22 protein-coding genes and 1 pseudogene are annotated in these 24,851 nt (G+C 43.3%); 5 read left to right on the top strand and 18 right to left on the bottom strand.

Going from position 1 to position 24,851, the window contains the following annotated elements:
* From ACQRBN_RS11565 to ACQRBN_RS11520, 10 genes are all read right to left on the bottom strand, one after another.
* A partial coding sequence (locus ACQRBN_RS11565) for an FtsX-like permease family protein (protein ID WP_427739144.1) occupies positions 1 to 2,486 on the bottom strand: 2,486 nt, incomplete at its 3' end.
* A complete protein-coding gene (locus ACQRBN_RS11560; protein WP_427739143.1) occupies positions 2,473 to 3,183 on the bottom strand; it encodes an ABC transporter ATP-binding protein in 711 nt (236 codons plus the stop codon). The genes ACQRBN_RS11565 and ACQRBN_RS11560, both read right to left, overlap by 14 nt.
* Positions 3,184 to 3,312: 129 nt before the next feature.
* Complete coding sequence (locus ACQRBN_RS11555) at positions 3,313 to 4,323, bottom strand: sensor histidine kinase (protein WP_427739142.1); 1,011 nt, start codon at positions 4,321 to 4,323, stop codon at positions 3,313 to 3,315.
* Positions 4,311 to 4,979: a response regulator transcription factor gene (locus ACQRBN_RS11550; RefSeq protein ID WP_427739141.1), complete on the bottom strand. Its 669-nt coding sequence runs from the start codon at positions 4,977 to 4,979 to the stop codon at positions 4,311 to 4,313. The genes ACQRBN_RS11555 and ACQRBN_RS11550 overlap by 13 nt, the downstream gene beginning before the upstream one ends.
* A 153-nt stretch (positions 4,980 to 5,132) precedes the next feature.
* Positions 5,133 to 5,423, bottom strand: coding sequence for a PqqD family protein (locus tag ACQRBN_RS11545; protein WP_427739140.1), 291 nt, complete (start codon positions 5,421 to 5,423; stop codon positions 5,133 to 5,135).
* The gene (locus tag ACQRBN_RS11540) at positions 5,420 to 6,160 is read right to left on the bottom strand and encodes a hypothetical protein (protein ID WP_427739139.1); all 741 of its coding nucleotides are present in this window, start codon (positions 6,158 to 6,160) and stop codon (positions 5,420 to 5,422) included. Before ACQRBN_RS11540 ends, ACQRBN_RS11545 begins: the two co-directional genes overlap by 4 nt.
* 1 nt (position 6,161) lies before the next feature.
* On the bottom strand, positions 6,162 to 6,350 hold the full coding sequence (locus tag ACQRBN_RS11535; protein WP_427739138.1) for a hypothetical protein: 189 nt from the start codon (positions 6,348 to 6,350) through the stop codon (positions 6,162 to 6,164).
* 19 nt (positions 6,351 to 6,369) lie between these two features.
* A complete protein-coding gene (locus ACQRBN_RS11530; protein WP_427739137.1) occupies positions 6,370 to 9,015 on the bottom strand; it encodes an InlB B-repeat-containing protein in 2,646 nt (881 codons plus the stop codon).
* A gap of 78 nt (positions 9,016 to 9,093) precedes the next feature.
* Positions 9,094 to 9,258 carry a hypothetical protein gene (locus tag ACQRBN_RS11525; RefSeq protein WP_427739136.1) on the bottom strand — a complete coding sequence of 55 codons (165 nt, stop codon included), beginning with the start codon at positions 9,256 to 9,258 and terminating at the stop codon, positions 9,094 to 9,096.
* Between the two features lie 71 nt (positions 9,259 to 9,329).
* Positions 9,330 to 10,502, bottom strand: coding sequence for a tyrosine-type recombinase/integrase (locus ACQRBN_RS11520; RefSeq protein WP_427739135.1), 1,173 nt, complete (start codon positions 10,500 to 10,502; stop codon positions 9,330 to 9,332).
* 486 nt (positions 10,503 to 10,988) lie between these two features.
* Here ACQRBN_RS11520 and ACQRBN_RS11515 point away from each other — a divergent pair, with 486 nt between their 5' ends.
* Together ACQRBN_RS11515 and ACQRBN_RS11510 are read left to right on the top strand one after the other, a co-directional pair.
* On the top strand, positions 10,989 to 11,261 hold the full coding sequence (locus tag ACQRBN_RS11515) for an autorepressor SdpR family transcription factor (RefSeq protein ID WP_427739134.1): 273 nt from the start codon (positions 10,989 to 10,991) through the stop codon (positions 11,259 to 11,261).
* Complete coding sequence (locus ACQRBN_RS11510; RefSeq protein ID WP_427739133.1) at positions 11,258 to 11,908, top strand: SdpI family protein; 651 nt, start codon at positions 11,258 to 11,260, stop codon at positions 11,906 to 11,908. The genes ACQRBN_RS11515 and ACQRBN_RS11510 overlap by 4 nt, the downstream gene beginning before the upstream one ends.
* Before the next feature lie 113 nt (positions 11,909 to 12,021).
* Here ACQRBN_RS11510 and ACQRBN_RS11505 read toward each other — a convergent pair whose 3' ends face one another.
* From ACQRBN_RS11505 to ACQRBN_RS11485, 5 genes and pseudogenes are all read right to left on the bottom strand, one after another.
* Positions 12,022 to 13,065, bottom strand: a complete 1,044-nt coding sequence (locus tag ACQRBN_RS11505; protein ID WP_427739132.1) for a helix-turn-helix domain-containing protein — start codon at positions 13,063 to 13,065, stop codon at positions 12,022 to 12,024.
* Between the two features lie 113 nt (positions 13,066 to 13,178).
* Positions 13,179 to 13,460: a hypothetical protein gene (locus ACQRBN_RS11500; RefSeq protein ID WP_427739131.1), complete on the bottom strand. Its 282-nt coding sequence runs from the start codon at positions 13,458 to 13,460 to the stop codon at positions 13,179 to 13,181.
* 126 nt (positions 13,461 to 13,586) lie between these two features.
* Complete coding sequence (locus ACQRBN_RS11495) at positions 13,587 to 16,118, bottom strand: glycoside hydrolase family 3 protein (RefSeq protein ID WP_427739130.1); 2,532 nt, start codon at positions 16,116 to 16,118, stop codon at positions 13,587 to 13,589.
* A gap of 417 nt (positions 16,119 to 16,535) precedes the next feature.
* Positions 16,536 to 17,540: pseudogene (locus ACQRBN_RS11490) on the bottom strand (ABC-F family ATP-binding cassette domain-containing protein); the annotation flags it as partial.
* A gap of 11 nt (positions 17,541 to 17,551) precedes the next feature.
* Positions 17,552 to 17,707 (bottom strand): hypothetical protein, encoded by a 156-nt coding sequence (locus ACQRBN_RS11485; protein ID WP_427739129.1) that lies wholly within the window; start codon positions 17,705 to 17,707, stop codon positions 17,552 to 17,554.
* A 65-nt stretch (positions 17,708 to 17,772) separates the two neighbouring features.
* Between ACQRBN_RS11485 and ACQRBN_RS11480 the strand changes: the two genes are divergently transcribed.
* From ACQRBN_RS11480 to ACQRBN_RS11470, 3 genes are read left to right on the top strand one after another with little or no spacing between them, the layout of a single operon-like run.
* Positions 17,773 to 18,153, top strand: coding sequence for a BlaI/MecI/CopY family transcriptional regulator (locus ACQRBN_RS11480; protein ID WP_427739128.1), 381 nt, complete (start codon positions 17,773 to 17,775; stop codon positions 18,151 to 18,153).
* 1 nt (position 18,154) lies between these two features.
* Complete coding sequence (locus tag ACQRBN_RS11475; protein ID WP_427739127.1) at positions 18,155 to 19,999, top strand: BlaR1 family beta-lactam sensor/signal transducer; 1,845 nt, start codon at positions 18,155 to 18,157, stop codon at positions 19,997 to 19,999.
* Positions 19,986 to 20,264 (top strand): hypothetical protein, encoded by a 279-nt coding sequence (locus ACQRBN_RS11470; RefSeq protein ID WP_427739126.1) that lies wholly within the window; start codon positions 19,986 to 19,988, stop codon positions 20,262 to 20,264. The genes ACQRBN_RS11475 and ACQRBN_RS11470 overlap by 14 nt, the downstream gene beginning before the upstream one ends.
* Before the next feature lie 56 nt (positions 20,265 to 20,320).
* Here ACQRBN_RS11470 and ACQRBN_RS11465 read toward each other — a convergent pair whose 3' ends face one another.
* From ACQRBN_RS11465 to ACQRBN_RS11455, 3 genes are all read right to left on the bottom strand, one after another.
* Complete coding sequence (locus tag ACQRBN_RS11465; RefSeq protein WP_427739125.1) at positions 20,321 to 22,447, bottom strand: penicillin-binding transpeptidase domain-containing protein; 2,127 nt, start codon at positions 22,445 to 22,447, stop codon at positions 20,321 to 20,323.
* A gap of 37 nt (positions 22,448 to 22,484) precedes the next feature.
* Entirely contained in the window at positions 22,485 to 23,783 is a 1,299-nt protein-coding gene (locus ACQRBN_RS11460) for a DUF6070 family protein (protein WP_427739124.1), read from the bottom strand.
* Positions 23,784 to 24,049: 266 nt separating this feature from the next.
* The gene (locus tag ACQRBN_RS11455; protein ID WP_427739123.1) at positions 24,050 to 24,838 is read right to left on the bottom strand and encodes an ABC transporter permease subunit; all 789 of its coding nucleotides are present in this window, start codon (positions 24,836 to 24,838) and stop codon (positions 24,050 to 24,052) included.
* Positions 24,839 to 24,851: the final 13 nt, after the last annotated feature.

Here is a 24,851-nt window from a genome sequence, read left to right as displayed (position 1 = left end):
CGAATCCGCTCTACAACAGTCTTCTCTCCCGTCAGAATCCGATACGCTGCCAGCGGCACTCCCATGCACACCGCTACCACGAATACGACCATGATCCCCACCGGAATCACCGGAACCTCGAACGCTATATCCATATAATTCATGGACTGATAGATCACATAAGTCACGCCAAGCCCAACCGTTGCCATCAGCGCCAGAGAACTTGCCCCAAAGAGAATTCCTTCCCTTAACAGCATCTCCTTTACCTGTTTCTCCGTCATTCCCACGCTCTCCATCACGGCAAGTTCCATCTGTCGACTCTGAATATTGCCCGACACCGTATTGATGTAATTCATAATACCGATCAGGGCAAGGATCAGTGTAATTCCGATTCCAACCCCCATCATATTCCCCTGAGCATCCTCCACTCTCTTCATCTCGTCAATCTTTGAATCGCGCCTGAATGATTTGGCATAAGGGCTTTCCTGTATCATATCTTTAATCTCTTGTTCCACAGTCTCGTCATATTCTTTGACATACTGTACATTCGCCTTAACCACGTATGGATCATCCGCAATATGTTTCAGAAATGCGTTGCTGACAATGATCGTCGGCGTATTCCCCAGCATGTGTGCATAATATATGTCGTCTGTCAGTCCGGCGATTGCGAATTCATATAATGTATCCGCCTCGTTGTAGAGATAACAGTTCAGTTTCTTTCCCTTCAGCATATCCATATCAAATGACAGACCATTCCTGTATAGAATTCCGCATTTTCCTGCTAGGAAATCTTCTTTATCCACCGATGTCTCCAATGTACTGTTCAAATAGTCAAACTCCGTCTCGTCGATTCCCGTCATATAAGAATAGTATTTCTCCGGATGCGCGATATAGTCTTCCTTCACATCTTCATCATAGGAAGCGTCATCATACCACACCTCGTACATTTCCCGCATCCAAGGCTCTGCCACCTCTGGCTCCCAGGGAACTACAATCCGCTCGGTCAGCATAAAATGTACCTCCTGAATCCCCTCATTCTCTTTCAGCCTATTCATAAAATCTGCATCCATAAGTCGTGCCCAGTCATTCATATCTTCCTTATACAGCGTGTCATTGCTGATAACCATATCCGCATCCATATAATTTGATACAATGGTTCTCGGTCCCTGGCTCTCAATCAGCGTAATCAGGCAGAGGAACACAGACAGGCTTGCCGCAAGGGACAGCACCACCACCGCAGTCTTTTTCTTGTCTCTGCCAAACTGCTCTCTTGCCATCCGCCACAAAAGCCCTCCCCTTCGGGTCTTACGGTAACTCTTCTTATCAGCGATCCGGCGATATCCCAGCGCCTCCACAGGAGAGATGTCAGTTGCAATCTTCGCTGGTTTCCTACATCCCAGCCATATCGTAATCGAAGCCACCAGAATACTCAAAAAGAAAATTGCCGGATGAAACACAACCGAAATCGAGCCGGTACGTATGCCGAGCGACCTCACCACCATTGGAATCAGAAGAAATGACACTGCCATGCCAAGCATCATTCCCCCTCCTATCCCTATGGTTCCCACAAGAAGCATCTGCTTCTTCATCAACTGGTCGATCTGCTTCCCCGTCATCCCCACCGTCTGCAGCAGCCCATAATACCGGATATTCCCTGCTACGGACAGGTACAGAATATTATAGATCAGCAGGTACGCACTCAGACAGGTAATCCCTACCAACCCCACAAGCCCCGCCAGGATCTGAATGGATCGTTCTGCATAAGAAGTAATAATAAAATGCTGTTTTTTCCCAAGATTCAAACTGCTTTCTAATGCATTTCTGGTCTTTTCCGATACCAGAAATGACCGAAAATGAATATATAAGAAGCCTCGCCCCGAATCTTCCAATGTATATCCCGACTGATCAAAAAAAGAGCGTGACACATAGAATATCTCGGTATCTCCATACCCTTCCCACATACCGGATATGGTCAGTTCCTTGGTATGGATTCCATTGTTGTCCTGATAAGTAATGGGAAATGTATCTCCCACATCCAGATCACCCAGGCCACAGTCCTCAAGAGCATCTTTCGTTGCCATCACCTCATTATCCTTTCGCGGATAAACGCCCCGAACTTCCCCCATCGCAGGCTTCTTCATCACATTCCATCTGGTGTCATCTGCCCAGATAAAAATAGAATGCAGCGTATCATCTGCCTCCGTCTCCACTGCCCAGCCTGCCATTCCTTCCACTCCTACGGCATCAACCGCCGGATTCTTCCTACAGATCTCTTTCTGCTTTTCTGTATATCCTCCATAGATATAAGCATCGAACTCCCCACCCTTCGTACGGATGTCCTGCTGCCTCTGCATTTTCAAAAAAGTAACGCCTACTGTAAAGATACTGAACAACATAAAAGTCGAAAGCATAATTGCAATCATCATGATCCCATTCTTGCGCTTATTACTGATCAAGGAACGCTTTGCCATCCGGGTGATAACCTGCCCGTTATTATTCGCCAGCATATACGTCACTTCCCTTCATCGTCTGGGCATTCACGATCCTGCCGTCTTCAATTCGTACGATCCGATCTGCCATCTGCGCAATGTCCATATCATGGGTAATCAGCACGATTGTCTGCTGATACTGCTTCGCCACCATTCGAAGCAGCCCCAGCACATCATGGCTGGTTGCCGTATCCAGATTCCCAGTCGGCTCATCTGCAAGGACTATGGCGGGTTTTGATGCCAGCGCCCTGGCAATCGCGACCCTCTGTTGCTGTCCGCCAGACAAAGTATGCGGAAGCGCCTCCCTCTTCTCCTGCAATTTCAGAAGTTCCATGATGTCTTCTACAAATTCCCGATCAATATGCCCTCCATCCAATTCAATCGGAAGGACAATATTCTCGTAGACATTCAGATCCGGCACCAGATTATAACTCTGGAAGATGAAGCCAACCTTTCTCCTACGAAAGATTGCCAGTTTCTCTTTACTTAGTCTTGATAACTGCTTTCCATCCACATACACTTCACCGCCAGTCGGTACATCCAACCCGCCAACCATATGCAGAAGCGTACTCTTTCCACTCCCCGATTTGCCAACGATGGCAACGAATTCTCCTTCTTTTACACAGAAATCCACTCCATCCAAAGCCTTTACTGTATTTGCACCAAGTTTATAATATTTCTTCAGTGCCTGTGTTTTTACAATCCATGATTCCATAGCCTTCTCTCCTTTCCTGTGCTGCTTACAGCATACCAAGGAAATATCACAAACCAGTCCCAATCCAAGATTCTCACAATCTTGTGATTCTCCGCCTATCAACCTCTTCCTGTGAATCCTATTGGGAATTTAACGAATCTCATTCGGAAGATATATTGAGAATTCCGCACCTTTCCCAACTTCAGAATTCACTTCAATATATCCATTCTGCATCGTAATAATCTTCCTTGCCAGATACAACCCCACGCCGATTCCCTCCTGGTCATGAACCTCCGGCTCGCGGTAGAACCTCTGGAATATCTCAGCCTGCCGTTCTCTTGCAATTCCTTTGCCGGAGTCTTTAATGCTAATCTTTGTAAAAAATTCCTGAACCACTGCCGATATACATATAGTACCGCCCCCAGGTGTATATTTCACCGCATTGTCCAAAATATTCGAGATGGCTTCCTCCGTCCACTTCTGATCATGATATACGGTGATATCTTCCTTACAATCCACATACAATCCGATTCCTTTTTGCTCCGCTTTCGGGACGATTCCCGCCACTGCATGTCCTAATGTGCCGAAGATACTGCAACTTCTCTGGCGAATCTCGATTACTCCTGTCTCAAGCCTGGACATCTTCACCATGCTTTGAATGAGAAAATCTAATTTCTCCGTCTGCCCTTTCATCTTTTGAAGAAAATCATTCCAGCCTTCACCTGCATTTTCATTAATATTTTCTTCATAATCCTTTTGAATATCAGTTCCGATAAGTGCTCCGGCACTCTCATGCTCCAAAATATCCAGATAAACCTTCATATTAGCGATGGGCGTCTTCGTCTGATGAGAGATATCGGAGATTAATTCTTTCATCTGCCGCTTCTCTTCTATATTATTCTGACTCTGGCGCTTCCAGATCTGATTCACCTTCCACAACTTCTCATAGATCTTGCCCCACAGAGAATCCTCCAACTGCTCATATTCTGTGATGTCTCGTCCGGCAATCATGGCATCCAGACATTTTTCCAGATGATCAGAGAATGTATCAATATCCCTTTGCATCCGATAGCATTTCCCATATGCTACTACCATTAGGATTCCGCAGATTAGCGCCACTATTATCATTACCACTAATGTTCCCCATGTTATCTCAACCATTGATACCCCATCCCATATACATTTGAAATATATTTGTGCTTTTCGTCCTCAATCTTGCCTCGCAAACGATTAATATTCACCGCCAGTGTATGTTTGTCCACAAACTGCCCGCCACTGTCCCACAGGCGTTCAAGCAATACCGAGTAAGTTAACAACTGTCCGGCATTTTCAATAAATAGCCGAAGCATTCGGAATTCCGTCGGAGTTACCGTACATTCCCGACCTTGCACTTCTACCCTTGACCTGTCGAAATCAATCTTGAGAAAACCATCCTCAAATACACTTCTATTGATGCCCTCCGTGCGTTTCAGTATGACCGCGATCTTCTTCTGGAGAACGTTCATGGAGAATGGCTTGGTTACATAATCATCCGCTCCCAGTTCATAGCCCTTTAGCATATCCTCCTCCAGATCTCTTGCGGTAAGGAATAGTACAGGGATGTCATTCTTCTTTTTGACCCATTCACAGAATTCAAAACCTTCGCCGTCCGGAAGGTTCACATCCAGAAGGATAAGATCCGCTTGTCCTTCTGAGAATCTCTCCCTTGCTTCTTTTAATGAATGTGCGGCTGATATGGCATATCCTTCCTTCTTCAATGAGTAAGATATACCTTGATTCAATTCTCTGTCATCTTCTACGATTAATATCCTCTGCATTGTATACCCCTGATTCTATGATTATTCTGTATTTTTTCATATTTTCATTATACAAGCATCAAAAAAACACTGCAATTATACAATAATCACAGTGTCGTGATAATTTCCATGAAAATTCTAGTCAACAATAAAATATCGCAATTACAGGATACTTCATTCTAATCCAGATTCGTAAAGATATCCCTGTTCTTTCATACACTCGACAAACCGTAGGAAATCCAAGCGTACAAGTTCCTGCGGAACATTAAAATGAACCGCTGCCCTACTTACAATCTCTTCCACATCTTGGGTTTCACATAATACATTCCAATAATATGCTGCTGTCTCATTAAGAAGGCTTCCATAAGGACAATATTCATGTTCCATGCGAGTAGCAACCAAAAGATACTTTCCACACACCTTTTCCAAAAGAATTCCTTTTCTTGCTGCTAAGTTTAATTTCATAAGAACTTACTCCTATTGGTCTGATATTGTTTAATAGTATCATGGCATAATCTGGCTGAAGCAACATCTCCAAGATTCGTTAATTTCCAGATAGGGGTATGTAACAGCACTGCTTCTTCCATCCTAAGAAGCATTCGAAGTTCTTCAATCGTTTGTGCATCTATAAGAAACTGATAAAGAAAAGGCAATACTATTTCCTGAGGATGAAGAAGACGAATTGAATTCTTATACCCCTGCTCCAAGAAAACAATCCCAGCCAACGGTGCAGAAGTATTTCTCCCGAATCCCTCTTTTCCCTTCCACGGAGAAGAATGAATGTAAAATTCTCCTGTCGGTGTCAACTCTAATATAGGCTTATCTCCATTTAATATAGATACTTTATCTCTATACAAATATTTCCAATGTAAATATTGAGTTGTTTTCCCAGTTCCACTGGGAGCCGTAAATAAATATGCTTTATCTTCCCACAGGAACGCTGTAGAATGAAATATACAGCGTCCATAAGGAAGTAACGCAGTCGAAGCCTTGCTTACCAATTCGCAATATTCTACATAATGATCCGGCAATTTCTTATCATAACATGTTCGGAATATCTTGAATTCTTCTTGAGATAATCCAATCCGTGCAAGAGGCTTAGACGTAAGATCAAGATATGAATCAAAGTATTTTTTTGCCTGACTATCTAAAAAATCAATCTGCAGCGGAATTCCTGCCAAACATACAATCGTCGATTCCATACTAGTCTTCGATATAACCCACTTCAAGAACAATGCCATTCTCATCTACAACAGCCGTTCGTCCGTCAGATAATGGGATGTATGTATACCCACCACGCAGACTGAAAGGCTCGGACACACCACCGCCGCTCGGCACTATCCCTGGAAACGGCTCGCCAGGTATAACCAACGTTGGATCATAATAAGCCATGATTTTCTCTCCCTTCTTGCTATTTAACAGTTACACTTTTCGTCTGATAGATAAACGATCTGGCCGGACCGGTTACAGTTGTCCCATCCTTTGTTATCCAGTATGGGGTAATCGTAATTTCACTGCCCTTTTCTAAGCCCTCAACATTCAGATTATTATAATATAAAGGTGCAGAACTTTCGACATTTTCACCAAATAACTGAGCGGCGTTCTTTCCTCCGATTTTGGTTGTAGTCTTTGTAGCAATTACATTGGAGGCATTTCCCGCAACATTGTACATAAATCCAATTTCTGCATAATTCTTCTTACCGTCCACGGCAGTAAATGTTTTTATCTGGGTTACGATGCCACGAGATTTTACTTCTTGTATCTTTACTGCTAAATAATCGCTGGAAATATATTTTGCATATACAGTCATATCTTCTGTCACATTACTAAAATCAGCAGGAGCAGCGAACTTATCATCTGTATACCAGCCCGCGAAAATCTGCCCTTCTTTCTCTTCACAAGTCACTTTGCCAGACATATTAGGTTCGGTAACATCCTGAATAGAGAAAGAATCACCCTCTACTTTGGTAATTTTCACCTTTTCATTCTCTGGCTGTGTTACATAGCAGTCTTGCACATCTAAACTAAACGTACTGAATACTCTGTCCAGTGACATAATATCGCCACCCCTATTAGTGCATTCACTATCTACAGCAGTAACTTTCTTCTTATCACTTTCCGTTTCAACTGTAAGAGTCCGATCCTTCAATCCATGTACCATCACACCATCGGGCGTAATCCAATATGGACAAACCTCAAGCGTATCTCCATCCTGCAGAGTTTTTATTTCATGAACTCCCAAATATCCTTGATTCAATGTTTTAAAAATATCTTTCAAACCATAATTCGCTACTGTTTTATTAGTTCCAAATTCAGTAATTTTACATCCACTGTAAACAGTCTTACTGCCCGCCAGATGATCAAAATCTCCATCCAGTACAAATCCGACTTCCTGGTAATTTTTATTATCGACAGCTGTATAAAGGAATACAGAATATAATTCTCCGGTACCTGTCATATTATTTCTGTTGGTGGTTGTATATACACTCTTAATACCAAGATAATCTTCACTTACTTCTTTTAGATAAATTGTTGTACCAGCTTCGGGAGTAAAGATGCCAGGTTCATCGAGTTCTTCCTCTGTATAAGGCTGTGTCAATTCTGCATCTTTATAGAAGCCCCCGTAAAGATACCCTTCCTTCACATAATCTGGAAAGCAATATTCCTCTATTGACAAATCTTCTTTCGTCCCATCAGAAGAATGAACGAGCGTAAATGTTTCCGGCTTCTTAACAGTAACATTCAGTACATCAACAAACATATGAATCGTCTGATTGCCACTAGCATCATTCTCATAAAAAGCATATTCCGACTTCACAGTATCCTTTCCCGCCTTATTACCAATTACTGAAAAGCCGACAGATCCAGTACCTTCATATGTAATGTTGTATGCCTGGTTATCAGCATAATGATCAATGGAGATGACACCCTCGTCACCAAGCACATGGGGTTCTTCACCAAAATAAATCTCATCAGCACCAATAGGAGAATTCTCATAATAAAGTTGGCTTACGAACTCATCACTGCCATTGATTTCAAGTTCCATAACAGGGGCGTCATAAACTTCCACGTTAATGATTTCTGTACGATGTCTTCGTGCACCGTTGGAATCTGTTACATCATATTCGGCAGTTACCTGTGTATTACCAACCTTTTCACCTTCGATTGTCACTGCCGCAGCCGGAATACCTTCAACGGTTGTGACCTCGGATGTGACAGACGCAGTTCCTGTGTCTGCACTTGTAGCAGTCAGATTAGATGGCGTTAAATATCCATCACCCTCGAAACAGGTGAGATCAATCTCACCATTGTAACCAACAGGTACACGCAGTTCATGGCAAATAATGTTCGGAGCCACTTCAACATTCAATACATCAACAAACATATGCAACTCCGTAAAGCCGTTAGAATCGGTTGCATAAAAACCATATTCAGACTTGACATTGCCAGCCCCCTCCTGAGTACCGGTCACCGTATAAGCAACAGAAGCAGTTCCTCCGTAATTAATGTTGTACCTATCACTATTGTTATAGGTACTTACGGAAATGTTCCCGGCACCATCAATCACATGAGGATCTTCGGACATGGTAATATACCCTGCGTCAAAAGGAGTGTTTTCATAATATATCTGACTGATAAAGTCATCCTGCCCACCAACATCCAGTTTCATTACAGGAGGAGTGTATACCGTTACAGTAATAGCTTCACCTTTTACCAAATTTCGACCCACCGTATAAACAAGATCGACTTCCGTCGTGCCCTCCGACACACCAGAGATTGTTACAACTGCTGTGTAGTTATTATCCTCCATTCTATAGTTAGCATTGGCGATGCCAGCATTATCACTTGAGCATTGTATATTTCGCATTTGATAATTTGCATTATTATACGCAAAGTTAAATTCCATTTCCCCACTATAGCCTACTGGCACGCGAAGTTCATGATAAGTTATGTAATTCACAGGATAATCGTCTGCCAATGCTGTCGCAGGAATTACTGTGACTAACAGAGCCAACGCAATTAACACAGATGCCAGTTGTTTTAATTTCTTTTTCATCATCTACCTCCTTAATATCATTTTATATACGACTGCAATAAAATTATGAATAATTACTCGTTTTCTGACATATAATAGTTATTGAATTGCAGATTCGCATTTTGTTTCTGAATTTCTCCTTTTGCTCTTAACATCCAATCCCTCTTCTGCTTCCATCAATGCTATGAGCCGATTATATTCCGCAGAACCGACCGGATGGAATTGACAAGGAGGAGAGACCCATGTTTTCTTTTGACGTTCCAAACTGATCCCCCTTTACTCTTAAAGTAGAGCACTATATGAAAAACAACAACAAATAGCCTGATTTTTAAGGATTAAATATTCTTATGACCATTATTCTGACCCCGAATTGTAATCTGTTCTAATCGTTCCATTTGTTCTTTCTTTAACTCAATAGAAGGATGGACATATCTTTGCAATGTTGTATTTACATTAGCGTGTCCTAGAATTTCACTTAAAGATTTTGTGTCAAATCCACTTTCTACACAACGTGTGGCAAATGTATGACGCAAAGCATGAAAGGAAAATGACGGTAAATCGGCCTTAACAAGAATCTTCTTATATTTTTCCAAACACACACGAGGTTCTAGATACGTTTTTGTTCCTGTGAGCACATATATCTCTGGACCCATTTGATATTTTTTCAAAAAATTAAAAATAAAAGTGGGCAAAGGGATAATGCGATTGGACTGCTCTGTCTTGGGACAATCAATCAAAATTTTGGTTTTTCTGGAAGCACCAGGAGACAAATCCTGAATACGAATTATTGTTTTATTAATACTTACTATCCCGCTTTCGAAATCAAAATCCTTCCATTGAAGAGCACATATTTCACCAATTCGCAATCCCCCGTACAAAGTTGTAATAATTCCTAATTCTAACGGCTCAGGATGTTGGAATAGCACCTTTTCTAATTTGACCTGCTCTTCTCTTGTGAGAACTTTGATGTTTGGCTGTTGGCTTTTGGGATAAAACACTTTATTATTTACAATACAGGGATACTGTTGCTGTTTCGCATATTCTAATCCAAGAAGCAAAATAGAGCGAATGTCAGCAACTGTTTTCGGAGAGAGACCACCTTTGCCGTCTAGTCTTCCGCTGTGTAACTTATTTCTTAGAAAAGTGTCAATAATGCCTGATGTTACCGCAGATAAATATAATTCCCCGAGTTCTGGAAGAATGTGCTTTTCTACCAGATTAACATAATGTGCGTAAGTTGATTCTTTCACTGAATCTTTCCGGATATCTAGCCATTCAGTCATTATGCAACCAAAGGTAACTTTTTGGTTGCTCTTATAAATACTTTTCTCATAAACTGCCATTTGATTTCCGAGTAATTTGTTTCGTTTTTCTTTTACTTCCAAATATGATTTGCCATAAAGCGAATGATACTTGGCTTTTCCATCGGAATTATAACTACAGAGTATTCGCGCTTCCCAGCGACCATCCTTTCTTTTTCTAATATTTTCGCCACGTCTTCCCATCATTATCAAATCCTTTCTTTTTATATTTTTGTTTTTATGGTAGAAACTATCATGACCAATATATTGACCACAAATAAATTTTTTGTTTTAAAATTAGGTTCTGCAAAAAGAAGAAATTAGCCGTTTATTCAGTTGACAATGTCACAAATTATGGTATGATTAAAGAGGAGCAATAGGTTTGAGCGATACCATTTGGCTACTCATATAGTGCTCTACTATAAGAACTAAAGTAGATTAATTTGGAATACGAAAATAAAACCGGAGTAGTTTATTCCTATCATTTTCATTAATTATTTCTGTTAAATCTGTTCTATAATTATAATGTATAAAAATCCTTGCATTTCCATAATTAACAGGTTTGCAAGGATTTTTTATATCCGCATTCTATTTAGAAAAAATCTAAATAGATATTGCTTTCCAAGCGTCTTTGATGTATTATCTATTTAGAAATATTTCTAAATACCAAAGAAAGATCAGGAGGGATGTGTATTGAGTTTTGGACAGACTTTTAAAGCCCTGTCCGATCCCGTCCGGCGCGAGATCCTAACGCTACTAAAGCAGGGGAAATTATCCGCCGGAGAGATTGGCAGTCATTTTGACATGACAGGGGCAACGATATCCTATCACCTAAGCATTCTAAAAAAAGCCGATCTTGTATATGAGTCCAAATACAAGAATTACGTCTATTATGAACTAAATACCTCTGTGGTAGAGGAACTTATGGTATGGCTTTCCGATTTGAAAGGAGGAACACAAGAATGATTAAGAAACATAGAAACATGATAATGATAACCTGCATTGTAACTCTGCTGCCAATCTTATTTGGCATTCTAAATTGGAATCAACTGCCGGAAAAGATGGCAACGCATTTTAACTTTGAAAACCAAGCAAATGGCTGGAGCAGCCGGACTTTTGCCGTCTTAGGGCTTCCTTTGTTTCTGCTGGCAGTGCATCTTATCTGCGTATTTGCCACTGCAATTGATCCGAAGCACCAGCATATCAGCAGCAAGATGTATCGCCTGATTATATGGATATGCCCGCTATGCTCTATCATCTGCGCTGCTGCAATCTACGGTTATGCATTGGGATCTCCGATCAGCGTCTGGATGAATTCCGCTCTCTTCGTTAATCTGCTGATGGGATTAATCTTCATCATTATGGGGAATTATCTGCCAAAATGCCGCCAGAATTTTACGGTGGGAATTAAGATTCCCTGGACACTGTCGGATGAAGATAATTGGAATCGGACGCACCGCCTGGCAGGGTGGCTGTATGTGATCATTGGAATCCTGTTCATACTCAATACATTGCTTCACTGGAACTGGATGCTTGCCGTGTGCCTTGTTGCTGCAATTGGCATACCTGTCATCTATTCCCTTGTATTATATCTGAGAAAAAACAAAAAATAGCATCTGAACCACCTTAAAAGAGGCAGGATGTACATTTCCAGCACATCTCGCCTCTACCTTCAAAGATATAATCTGTCTCTTTTACCTATCGTAATATTTCTTCCTCAACCTTACTATTCTCCAACCATTCCGTCTAACTCTTCCAATATCTTCCGGTATCTTGCATCCTCTCGTACAAAACCCATCTCTTCAGCCTCCTGAAGCCCTTTCTTCAACACAAACGCAATGTGGTCGATTCCCCCGTCATGAAACTGCATATGCTCATACAATCTGGACTTCTTATATTCATCCATCTCTCTGATACTATGAACCATTTTAGAAAGCACTTCGATTGTCTTTTCCCTATCTTTCCGACACATTGCCAGTTCCAGTTCATAAGAAGTCTCCATATATCTTCCCATCTCCAGAACTTGTGCCAGTTTCTTCTTCTCCAGAATGTATTCCGCTTTATCCATATCTTCTTCCGCAATCGCCATAGAAAAGATTCCTGCCAGCGATGTGCCTATCTCGCTATATGCCTGAAAAATCAGCTGCTCATACAGTCTGTAGGCTTCTTCCGTATCTCCCTTTCTCTGCATCAGAAGCGCCTGCCCCCTCCGGGGATTGAATCCCTGTTCCGGAATCCGGTTCAGATATTCCTGCGCATTTTCATATTCCTCTTTGCCAAGCGAATCATAGAATAATGATAGAGCTGCTGCCTGTACAATAGAATCATCCTTGCTTGACAGCAAACGGATAAATAGGCTCCGAATCTTCTCATCATATCTCTGCGGCTCATCTATTGCCAGAATTGTTCGATATCCGTCCAATATATTCGCAAGCGTGAGAATCAGTTTCTCACAACTTGGATATTCCTGCAGTCTGCTACTTGCCCACGAAAATGCCGCGTCATAATCTTCCGACTTCATCATAGCACAGCATTTCTCCGTAATCTGGTTGATCTCCCGATCCGTTAATTCTTCTTCATAAGACAACAGCGTGTCTGTACTGATTCCCAGAAGCCTTGCTATCGGTGCCAGTAACGATATGTCTGGAAATGAGTTTCCTTTCTCCCATTTATTCACCGCAGGGGCTGTCACGCCTAGATATCCTGCCATCTCTTCCTGTGTCATCTGCTTCTCTTTTCTATATGTCCTTATCACTTCACCTAAGTTCATTATCCCATCCTCCAATCGCTGTTTTAATCACGCATTGGTCTTTGCTTAATATAAAAATAGCAGATATGACGCTTGGGGACAATTGACGAGTTGTTAACTTATTTTCAATAAAATTAACAACTGCTCAAAATCTCTGTCGAATATTGAATGTCTTCGGTGCCAGCCGATAGATCAGCACACACGCCACAACACAATACACCACACATCCCAAAAAGCGGAGGTCCATAAGCCACAATCAGCAGAAGAAGGAACAACTCATTCGCATCCACCTGAGGTACCACAGACCGGCACAAAAAAGAAGCGCCTACAATCATAATCAAAAAATACAGTAATTTCCCCAAAAATGCCTTTATGACCTCCCCTATTCCGGACAGTACATTGGCGAATACTTTCAATCCCAATTCCCTCCCTGTAAGGAATTCCGGTACGGTTGGCGCAGACAATACATAGCCGATATCTTCTGATACAACCTCTCGTCTTGCGCCCTCTTCCTCCAGATAAAAACTGCCGCCAGCAGTTCTCTACGGATGCGCTGGCAGTTCATACTGCCCTGACCGCAGAATCACCCGCACCAGTCTGACAATACAATCCCGCAGTTCTTTCTCCGTAAGCGTTCCTTCCGCCAATTCTTTCCGGATATTCTCGTGATCAGAGAACTGTCCCGGCATTACCAGGTCATTCCCCGCGCGCATACATCCTGCTGCGGTACAGTCAGGTCCCTGCTCTGTCGTCGTCCAGTCTGTCATGATCACGCCATCGAATCCCCATTCCTTCCTTGCCGCCTTGGTACAGATATCATAATTATTCGCCGCATGGACTCCATTGATCAGATTATAACTGGTCATAATTGACATCGGATGTGATTCCTTCACCGCAATTTCGAATCCCTTCAGATAGATTTCTCGCAATGCCCGCTCTGAGATAATGCCATTCGATCCTATCCGGTTATCTTCCTGATTATTACATGCAAAATGCTTAATCGTCGTGCCACATCCGGCCACGCTTTGAACTCCCAATGTCATAGCCGCAGCAATCTTGCCACTAATCAGCGGATCTTCGGAATAATATTCAAAGTTTCTTCCGCAAAGAGGATTCCTATGAATATTCATGCCCGGCGCAAGCCACAGATCAACGCCAAAACGCTGCATCTCATCCCCGATCATTCTTCCGATCTCTTCAATCAACTCTACATCCCAGGTCTGTGCAAGCAGCGTACCGACAGGAATCGCCGTACAGTACTGATAATAGATATCTCCTTCCTGCTTAAGATCCGGACAGAAGAATCCATGCTCCAGGCTGGCTTCAAATGGCGGCGCTACAATCTTCCCATCTTTCACATGATAGGATTGATTCAGCCGAAGTCCTGCCGGACCATCTGCAAGCACGATGCTGGCAATTCCTTCAGATGCCGCACAGGAACTGGTCTCTCCTGCAGAGCCCGGAACAGAGATTCCTGCGGAGCCAAGATTGCTTCCCTGTCCTTTTCCCGGATCTCCGGTGGCTAACTGGATGAACTGTTCAACATCGAGTTGTTTTACTAACTGTACTGCTTCGTCTTCTTCGTTCTCCGGCACATCTGAATAATCGATAACCTGTGTTGTAACTCCTGTCAGATCTAACGCAATCACAGGAAGCCCTTGCCGCTCTCCCGCCTCTACCCATTCATTGTAACGAGAGCTTCGTTTCGCTTCTGCAAACTTCAACTCATTCAACTCTGCCTGCAGCGGACAGATATGATCTACTTTTGTAAGCACCTTCTCCTGCTTAAGGGAAAGCCTTGCCTTTAATTCACTTTGATTCAGGGACGTTCCAACCCAGATTCCGTAATATCCAGGCTCCAGAATCCATTCTCCCTCTTCCTCATCATAGGACGCCATCTGATCAACCGCGAAAGAGATCTCTACCTCCTGGCTTTCTCCTGGCGCAAGTTCTTTTGTCTTAGCGAATCCACAGAGCCTGCGGTATTCCTTTTCTAACTTTCCTTCCGGTGCAGATACATAGACTTGTACCACTTCCTTACCGGAGTATACCGCCCCTGTATTCGTAACTTTCGCTGTGATTATAACTTCCGGCATAACAGACTCTTGTTTTTCGTGTTCCTCTTCCCTTACGCACACGTCCAAAGTTTCCACCATAAAATCCGTATAAGACATTCCATATCCAAAACTATAGCGCACCGGTACATCAAAAGAATCAAAGTAGCGGTATCCCACATAGATACCTTCCTCATAATATTCTTCATTCACATTTCCATTATTATGGGAGAATGTCGCTGCACTCGGGTAATCTTCATAGCGGTATGCCCAACTGTCCGCCAGTTTTCCACTTGGCACAGATGCCCCGCTAATAATATCCGCAAATGCGTTGCCTCCTTCCATACCCGGCTGTACAATCTGAAGCACTGCATAGATATTAGAATACTCATCCAGAAAAGAAAGGTCGATCAAGCCACCCGTATTGACCGCAATAATTACCTTCTTATAATCGGTGCAGATATCTTTTAACATGACTCTCTCTTCTTCTGTTAGAAGATAATCGCCCTCCTGATTAAAACGGTCACTGCCCTCTCCTGCAATACGGCTGATCACATAGATTGCCGTATCAGCCTCTGAAGACTCCGCTTTCGGACCTGTCGGCAGATAAAACGGTGTTGTAGAGTACACGTCGAAAAACGGCATTGATCCATTCTTTACATTGTTAAGAATCTCATCCCTCCATGCACATCTGGCACTGGTATACATCTCTTCGTAAACTTGTACCCACTTTGGATTCGTAATCTGATATCCGGCATTCACCAGTCCATCATAGATAGATACACTATCCCTTTCATTCACATCACCGGAACCCGTACCACCTTTGATCGTCCTGCCGGCGCCTGCTCCAAAGAGGGCTATCTTGCTTCCTTTTTCCAATGGAAGTATCTGCTTTTCATTCTTAAGAAGGACGATTCCTTCAGCGGCAGCCCTGCGGGCTAACAGGCGGTGCGCCTGCTCATATTCTGCCGGGTTAGGATTCCTTGTCCCTGATAATGTCCGTTCTTTTATTTTTCTCATTCTCGCTACCTCCCGAACATATATTATTTCATAATCGTATTATAACATTGTTCCTCCAATATAGATACCGATAATAAATCGCTATTCACCAGACATCTTCCCCTACAACAAGTCCGGATTCATCGTCGTCCATCTGCTGCAATCCCACACCTCTGACACGACATCTCTGTAGAACTCCGGTTCATGGCAGATAAGAAGCACACCTCCTCTATATTCCAGCAACGCACGTTTCAGTTCATCCTTGGCATCTACATCCAGATAAGACTACCTGCATCGAAGAGATCTGGGGGGAATTCCCGTCATTTACCCAGTATGAAGTGCGTTCCGCTCTTGCCAAATGCGGTCTTACAACGAAGCATATCGAGAGTCAGGTGCGAGTCCTAAGTGGTGGCGAACAGGCGAAGGTTCGGTTATGTAATATCCTATCACCATATCCTTTGTTTCAAATATGTATTTTCCAGGCGTTCTTCCCACCTTAAAGTTGAATTCCGGCTTCGGACGTTCGGCTGCCAGTTCAATCACATCCATCTTATCCAGTTTCTTCTGACGGGACATTGCCATATTACGGGTAGAGACCCTGGCTTTATTACGCGCCACAAAGTCTTTCAGTTCCTTAATCTCCTGCTGCTGACGCTTATAAGCAGCCTCCAACTGTGCCTTCTTTACTGCATAAACTTCCTGGAAATGATCATAGTCACCCACATAGCGGTTCAGTTCCTGGTTCTCCATATGATAGATAATGTTCACAACTTCATTTAAGAAGGGAATATCATGAGAAATAAGGATGAATGCATTCTCATATTCCTGAAGATATCTCTTAAGCCATGCAATATGCTCCTCATCCAGATAGTTCGTCGGCTCATCCAACAGCAGAATATCCGGCTTCTCTAAGAGAAGTTTGCCCAACAGAATCTTCGTCCGCTGACCTCCACTCAGTTCCGTAACATCCTGATCAAGCCCTAGTTCCAGAAGCCCCAGCGCACGTGCAACCTCTTCTATCTTAGAATCTATGATGTAGAAATCATGCATCATCAGCGTATCCTGAATCGAACCCAACTCCTCCATCATCTCTTCCATCGCATCCGGGTCTGCATCCCCTAGCGAATCACAGATCTGATTCATCTTTTCTTCTAACTCAAACAGATAGGAAAACGCTGATTTCAACACGTCACGGATCGTCATCCCCGGCTCAAGGACTGTGTGCTGATCCAGATAACCAGCCCTCACCTTCTTCGCCCATTCCACCTTTCCTTCATCCGGGATTAATTTTCCCGTTACAATATTGAAAAAAGTAGACTTTCCTTCTCCGTTGGCACCGACCAGACCGATATGCTCACCTTTTAAAAGACGAAAAGAAACATCATCGAATATCGCACGATCCCCAAAACCATGTGTCAGATGTTCAACATTTAAAATACTCATCTCTCTTCACCTCATTCTATATAGTCAGCATTTACTATATCATATTCCTGGAGAAAGGTGCAATACCGGATACCGCTGACACCAGAATCAATACTCCCCTTCATACCAAATGCTGCATGCCCCCGCTCCTCCTTCCCGAACACCTCATCTATAGACTTCGTTGACATTCCTCCCTCAAATAGGTATAATATTTTTATTACACTTGTAAGATTTTATTCCGGAGGAACCCATTATGCATAAACTGCCCCAGATATCAGAAGGCGAATACGAAGTAATGAAGATTATATGGAAATACGCTCCCATCAACACGAATGAAGTCACGGAGCGCCTAACCCGTACAACCTCCTGGAACCCTAAGACCATCCAGACCATGCTGAAGCGTCTGGTCACAAAGGGCGCCCTTACCTACGAGAAGCAAAGCCGCGTCTTCGTCTACACACCATTAGTCAAAGAAGACGAATATGTCCGTCAAGAGAGTTCTTCTTTTCTGAAGCGCTATTATAATGGAGATATTACTGCTATGCTTTCTGCCTATCTTGAGAATGACCGTTTGTCTGAGTCAGATATTGACTCTCTTCGCAGTCTTCTTTCCGGCAAGGCCAGGAGGGATTGATATGGTGCAATTCTTCATTCATTTTCTCTATTGCAATATACTGATTGCTCTCTTTATCTGCATGATTCTAGTAGTCAAAAGAGTGCTTAAGAACCATTTATCCGGGAGAATCCAATATAACTTATGGTATCTGCCGCTTTTCTTGCTTGCAGTTCCATTCATACCGTTACACCTTCCCGAATTGGCACAATTAATCTCATGGGTCGGCAAAATCACGTATTGGAAAGCGTACTCTTCTGACTCATTCATTGCGACCGAGCAGACGGTCAATATCGCTCCTCAGACTACTGCTGCGAACTGGATGAATGATTTTGCGATCTCTGTCAGTGGCAGAACTCCCTCCATATTGGGATATCTGCTTCTGACCATATGGTGTGGCGGTATGCTGATTATGCTGTTGCTGACACTTAGGTCTCTAATGCAGTTTCATCGCATCAGCCAATCCGCTTTACCGCTTCAGAGCGAAGATGTCCGCAATCTGTTTGAATCCTGCTGCCTGGAGATGGAAATCACCAAAGATATTCCTATATACAGCACCGCATTCATAAAAACGCCCATTATGACCGGCATATTCAAGCCTCGCATCTATCTTCCAATCCATCTGATCTCAGATCTCGGCACGGATTATCAGAAGAAAGATCTGCGGTATATGCTTCTCCATGAACTACAGCACTATAAACATCATGATTCACTTGCAAATGCGATAACCAATCTTGCAGGAATCATATACTGGTTCAACCCATTGATCTGGTATGCTATAAAGGAGATGCGAAATGACCGGGAGATTGCCTGTGACTCCTCCGTACTGGCAATGCTTGATGAATGTGATCACATTGATTACGGCAATACACTCATTCACTTTGCAGAGACACTTTCCCGTTCTCCATTCCACTTCGCCTCTGGACTGGGAGGGGACATGAAACAGATGAAAAGACGCATCCTGAATATCGCTTCCTACCAGCCGTTGACATTCTCCAAAAGGATGAAGGGATTGATTGTTTACTGCCTGATCATAGTTCTTCTCCTTGGTTTCCTGCCTTTCCTGTCAGCAAATGCCTCCTCATCTGATACCAGCAAGTTCCGGCCAGACTCCGGCACCGTCTCTTCCCTGGATCTGGATTCTTACTTCAAAGGTTATCAGGGAAGTTTCGTATTATACGACAGTGCTGCCGATCACTGGCAACTATACAATGAAGTTATGGCGACAAAACGCATATCCCCGGACTCCACTTACAAAATCTATGATGCTCTGCTTGGTCTGGAATCCGGTATCATTACTCCCGAACACTCTAAGATAGAATGGAACGGAACTTCATATCCGTTTGATGCCTGGAACACAGATCAGACTTTAGATTCAGCAATGAAAAACTCTGCGAACTGGTACTTTCAGACAATTGACCAGCAGGCCGGCGCCTTGGCAGTTCAGGAATTTTTCAAAGATATTAACTATGGTAATCGGGACACCAGCGGCGAACTTTCCTCGTACTGGATGGAATCCTCTTTGAAGATCTCTCCGGCAGAGCAGGTTGAGTTGCTTAAAGGACTGTACAACAATGAATTGGGATTCAGACAGGATCATATTGATGCTGTTAAAGATGCCCTGTACCTTTCTTCTTCTGCCGATGCTTCCTTGTACGGCAAAACCGGAACTGGAATGGTTGATGGGAAGAATGTCAATGGGTGGTTTGTGGGATTGGTTGAATCTAATGAACACACTTGTTTCTTTGCCGTCAATATCCAGGCTGATGAGAATGCTACCGGAAAGAATGCTGCGGATATTGCGCTTAGTGTGTTGTCAGATCTTGGGATGTGGCAGGAAAAGGAGATTTCCTATGTTATTCGATAGTTTTGAAGCATATGATGTACAGGAAATTCGTCGAACAAGCAGGGAAGAGGGTTGGGAAGAGGGTTGGAATGATGGCATCGCATCTACTCTGATTGCTCAGATTCAGAAAAAGTTCCTTAAGGGAAAGAACCTGGAAGATACCGCAGATGAATTGGAAGAAACTCCCGAAAAACTGCGGGAATTCTATGACATCGTAGCGGCCAACCCAGATGGAACACCGGAAGAACTTCTGAAAATATGGAAATCCTTCCATTCGAATCAATAAACAGTCTGATGCCCTGCCGCAGCCTCCAAAAGACTATGGCAGGGCATTAATCCTTTCTACTGTCCATTCAGATATGCGTCCAGCACCACTTTATCCTTCCCGACGACATATCCACTGCCGCCTCTGTCCTTCACATCTTCTACCATGTTCACAACCAATACCGGTTTCGCCACATCCTGCCCTGTGAATATTGCAAACCAACCTAATTCCGTTCCATTCACATCATCTTGGGATGCCTTAATCTCAGCAGTTCCAGTCTTTCCTGCCAAAGCGATATCATCTCTATGTGCCGCATATCCCGTTCCATTCGGATCATTTACTACCTTCTTCAATCCTTCCAGCACCGTATTCGCAGCATCCTCCGGGATGGCTCCCTCAAGCCATATCTCTGACTGCGGCTGATCCTGATACACAAGATACGGTTTTATTACATTTCCCTGATTGGCAAATGACGTATACAGGCACGCCAGATGCAATGGATTCACCAGCACCTGGCCCTGACCGTAACCGCTGTCTGCCAACTGAACCTCTGCATCAATATGCTCCTGATTGGAATACTGAGATACGGACATCTTAATGTCAAACGGAATCTCTTCACCAAATCCCAGAGCCTTCAAGGAATTCTCCAATTCTTCAGAGCCAATCTTAAGCGCCGCCTTGGCAAAATAAATATTATCAGAATAGATCAGCGCATTCTCCAATGTAACCGGCGAATAGGTATGGAGCGTCGTCACATGGTAATCTCCCCATGACTCATCCTTCTGCCAACTGAGTCCTTCACTTCCGTAATCTTCTGAAGGATCAATCGCGCCGGACTTCAGTCCAATCGCCGCAATAATCGGCTTAAATGTCGATCCCGGACACCATACCTGACGGAAACGATTATACAGCGGCTTCTGCTCATCCTCATTCAGCGAAGTCCATCTCGCATCTGACATTCCCATGATGAATTCATTATTATCATAAGACGGAGTACTCACCAGCGCTAACACTTCTCCGGTATAAGGATTCATCGCCACGGAACAACTCTTATCCGTTTGAAACTGTTCATATAATGCAGACTGGATGGATGCGTCAATGGTTAGTTTTATATTCTCCCCATCCACGACAGATACATTTGCCAGCCCTGCTTTCCGATCACCATTCTCATCTTCAATATAGATATCACATCCGTTAGTCCCCTTCAATTCTTTCTCGAAGAGCCCTTCGATTCCACTCCTTCCGATCACACTGTTGGCATTATATCCCTCCCCGACATGCTCTTCCAAGTCTTCAGCCGTGACATTCTGCACATATCCTACCAGATGTGCTGCCGCTTCTCCCAGCGGATATTGTCTCACTTCTACATCCGAGATCATCACTCCCGGAATCGCAAGCAAAGCCTCCTGCCTCTCTTGTTCCTTCAAGACTGTCTCATCCGGCTCTAATGCCGTAACTTCCAATTCATTTACCTTAGGAATTGTTTTAAGCGGGACGAAAGATTCATCATTCACCCACTGTGCGCCTAATTGGTTCTCTATCGTCTCCGGCGTCATTTCCAGTAATTCGGCGATTGCCTGAATAGCACCGTCTCTATCTTCTAATTTTCCCGGCACGATTCCTACGGACGACGCCGTCCCTTTTCCCGCAAGAACACGGTCATTCCGATCTAAGATGCTGCCGCGCTCCGCCTGTATCGTGGACACTCTGACTTTATCTGTCTCAGTTAATTCCGGAAAGATCAGGCTGTCATCCCACGCAAGTTTATATCCTTCCTCCCCTTTTGTAAAATGCGCCTCTGATTCGAAACTAAGATTGCCCGCAACAGTATCAAAGGATGTACGGTACTTCACCAGTAACGGATCTTTCTCCCCTTCTGAATCCTCCAGAATCTCGAGTCTCATATTCTGTATCTCAATTCCTTCATAGATACCGGAATTACGCTTGATAAAATTCTCCTGATTAATGTTCCCCGACTCTTCCAGATCCAGCATTGCATACATCTCTTCGTATTCGCCCTTTGGAATGTGATTCATATATTCAGCCAAAACATCCTGTGGTTTCTCTTCGTTTGATCGAATTCGCAAGAACAGCAACACTCCTGCTATAATGAGCAGCACAATCAATACCATCGTCATCGCAGGGATCACCCAGCCTGGTCTCCCACTTCCTTTTCCCCTTGTTTGTTTGGATTTTTCTTTCATTTACTCATTTCAACCTCCTGTTCTATCCTGATACTCCTTAATCCCCTCTACATCTATAAGTATATTCCGGAATTCTTGCCATTCCATCACCCAGGATATGATTCTTCAAATACTGCAGTTTCCCCTCTTCTCCCAGACGTACTGTAATCTGATGGCGGATCACAGACTCCTGACCTAATATCTCACACACAATATCCACCGTCCAGGTCGCTGTTCCATCCGCATTCTCCGTAATTGCAGTAATCTCTGGTATTGAAACTGCAAATATACTGGAAGTATAATTAGTACAGCCCGCTCCTGCCCATGCATATCGCCCTGTTTCGTCATCATAGACTGCATACCGCCGCAATTCTTCGGCGGTAACCGGCAGATATTCTGTAAGCAATCCTTCGAATTCTTCTCTCGGAATACCGTTCATATACTGCTCACTATCTAGTCGATGTTGGTATTTTAGAAAATACAGATATTCAAATAACCCATTATAATCCAATTGTTCCATATGATCTGCGTCCCACTCGGAGCGCAGCAGATTATTCCCGCGATATCCAATGGGGAGCAGCCATTTCTCTGTCAGTGCCCTGAACTCCTCCTTCATCGGTGTGATTCTTATTAATACGCTTCCTTCCATAACTTCTGTAAGCACCGGCGGTTCCGGAACACATAATTCATACCGGAACCATCCCCGGTCTGTATATTCCCACTCCTTAAGCCTAGTATAGGAGATCATGGAGATGCCTATCTCTTCTTTACTCCATAATCCTATGCAGTCCAGTACATACATATCCTTCCCATCAAAAGAATATTTCTTCCTGCTGACTGTACCATCCAGATCAATCTCGTATAATACTTCCTCACATTCTTCCCCTTTTGATGCCCGTTCTAAAAACTGATCCATCTTCTCATAGTTCAGCATACCGCCAAGAGGGGAATCAGAGATAGCGACCGGAATGCCTTTTTGTCCCAGCGTATTGCTTATTTTCTCCAGGATTGTCTGAGAGAACACATCTGCATGATCCGTATCACTATTTTCCTCTTTTGTTGATTTACTATCTATATTTTCATACATTTCCCCGATATATACAAGGGCTTTCTTACAATCCTCCCGGGCTTCTTTTTCTTCTGCCCGATCAATCGGGAGATCATACCCCTTCTCCCAGATTTCTTCATCTAATTGGACATCATAGTTATCCTCTCCCGATGCTCCTTCCCGATTTTCCATACTTCCTTCCGTCTGGCTTGCTCCCCGTATGATTCCGCTCCCGCATGCAGATAATACCAGGGCAATCCCAGACAATACTCCCATCATCAGAATTCTTTTATATCTACATGTCCTCATAATAATCCTCCCACTCTTCATCCGATAGCCTCTTCACATACCAGTGTAAGATATAACTTTTTATAATACTTCATAATTTTCATTGCATCTTCTCCTTTCTTTCAAATCTTACATTTGTAAGATTTCAGGGCATACGTCCCGTTAAGATCTTAAAATTCGCGCTGTATGTCCAATTGTAAAACATACTCTGCAATACTTTTATGTAATTTGACCTTCTATTAATCTTACACTCGTAAGAATTATATGTCAAGTTCTATCATATCACTTTAGGCGGCCAGATCTTTCCTCATATACACACCAAACGCACACATGAACGCTGCTGCCGTTATCACTACACCAATTCCCAGCATCCCACAGTCCACTTTTCCTGACGTAAATATATCTGCAGCATTGGAAAAATAATAAGGTGTCGCATACTTAAGTTTCTCGATATCCGGTACAATCCGGCACATCATGTCCGCCACATACAACAATACTGCCAGCCCCAGTGCTGCACCAATCTGTTTCTTCCTGCTTCCGGCCGAGACCAAGAAACAGACGCTTCCCACCTCCAATTGCACGAAGAACTGCGCCCCGTGAAACAACAGATATTCCTGTACCTCCGGCATCTCCCCTGCTATCGCGAATCCCAAAGTTTCCCACAAGATAACGATAATCTGGAACAGAATAATCACAGATACCATCGCCAGATATTTCCATCTTATAATATATCTCCGTCCAAAAGGGAGCGCGTGCAAGAATTCCGAAGTATGTCCCTCCTCTTCTTTCGCCAGCATCAAAGCACCCGTCATCGCAGCAAACATGGCTCCTCCTATTGCAAATATTAACCCCAGTTCCGTCGCATAGAATCCTTCCATAGTAGCGATACTAAGGCGGTCAAGCCCTAATACCGTAGAGAAACTTCCCATCTGCGAATAGGACTTTGCCATCTGCTCCATTGTATCAGCAAGATTTTCAAATAACAGAAGGCATCCGAAATTCACAATTCCTATACAACAACTCCAAATCAACAGTGACTTTATATTCATTTTCATTTCATGTTTCCACAGTGTCATGTTCTTCCTCCTT

Source organism: Bariatricus sp. SGI.154, from assembly GCF_050313795.1.
Classification (GTDB): Bacteria; Bacillota; Clostridia; order Lachnospirales; family Lachnospiraceae; genus CAMBRQ01.
Note: the sequence above shows the minus strand (reverse complement) of the source record. Positions and strands in the feature narration are given on the sequence as shown.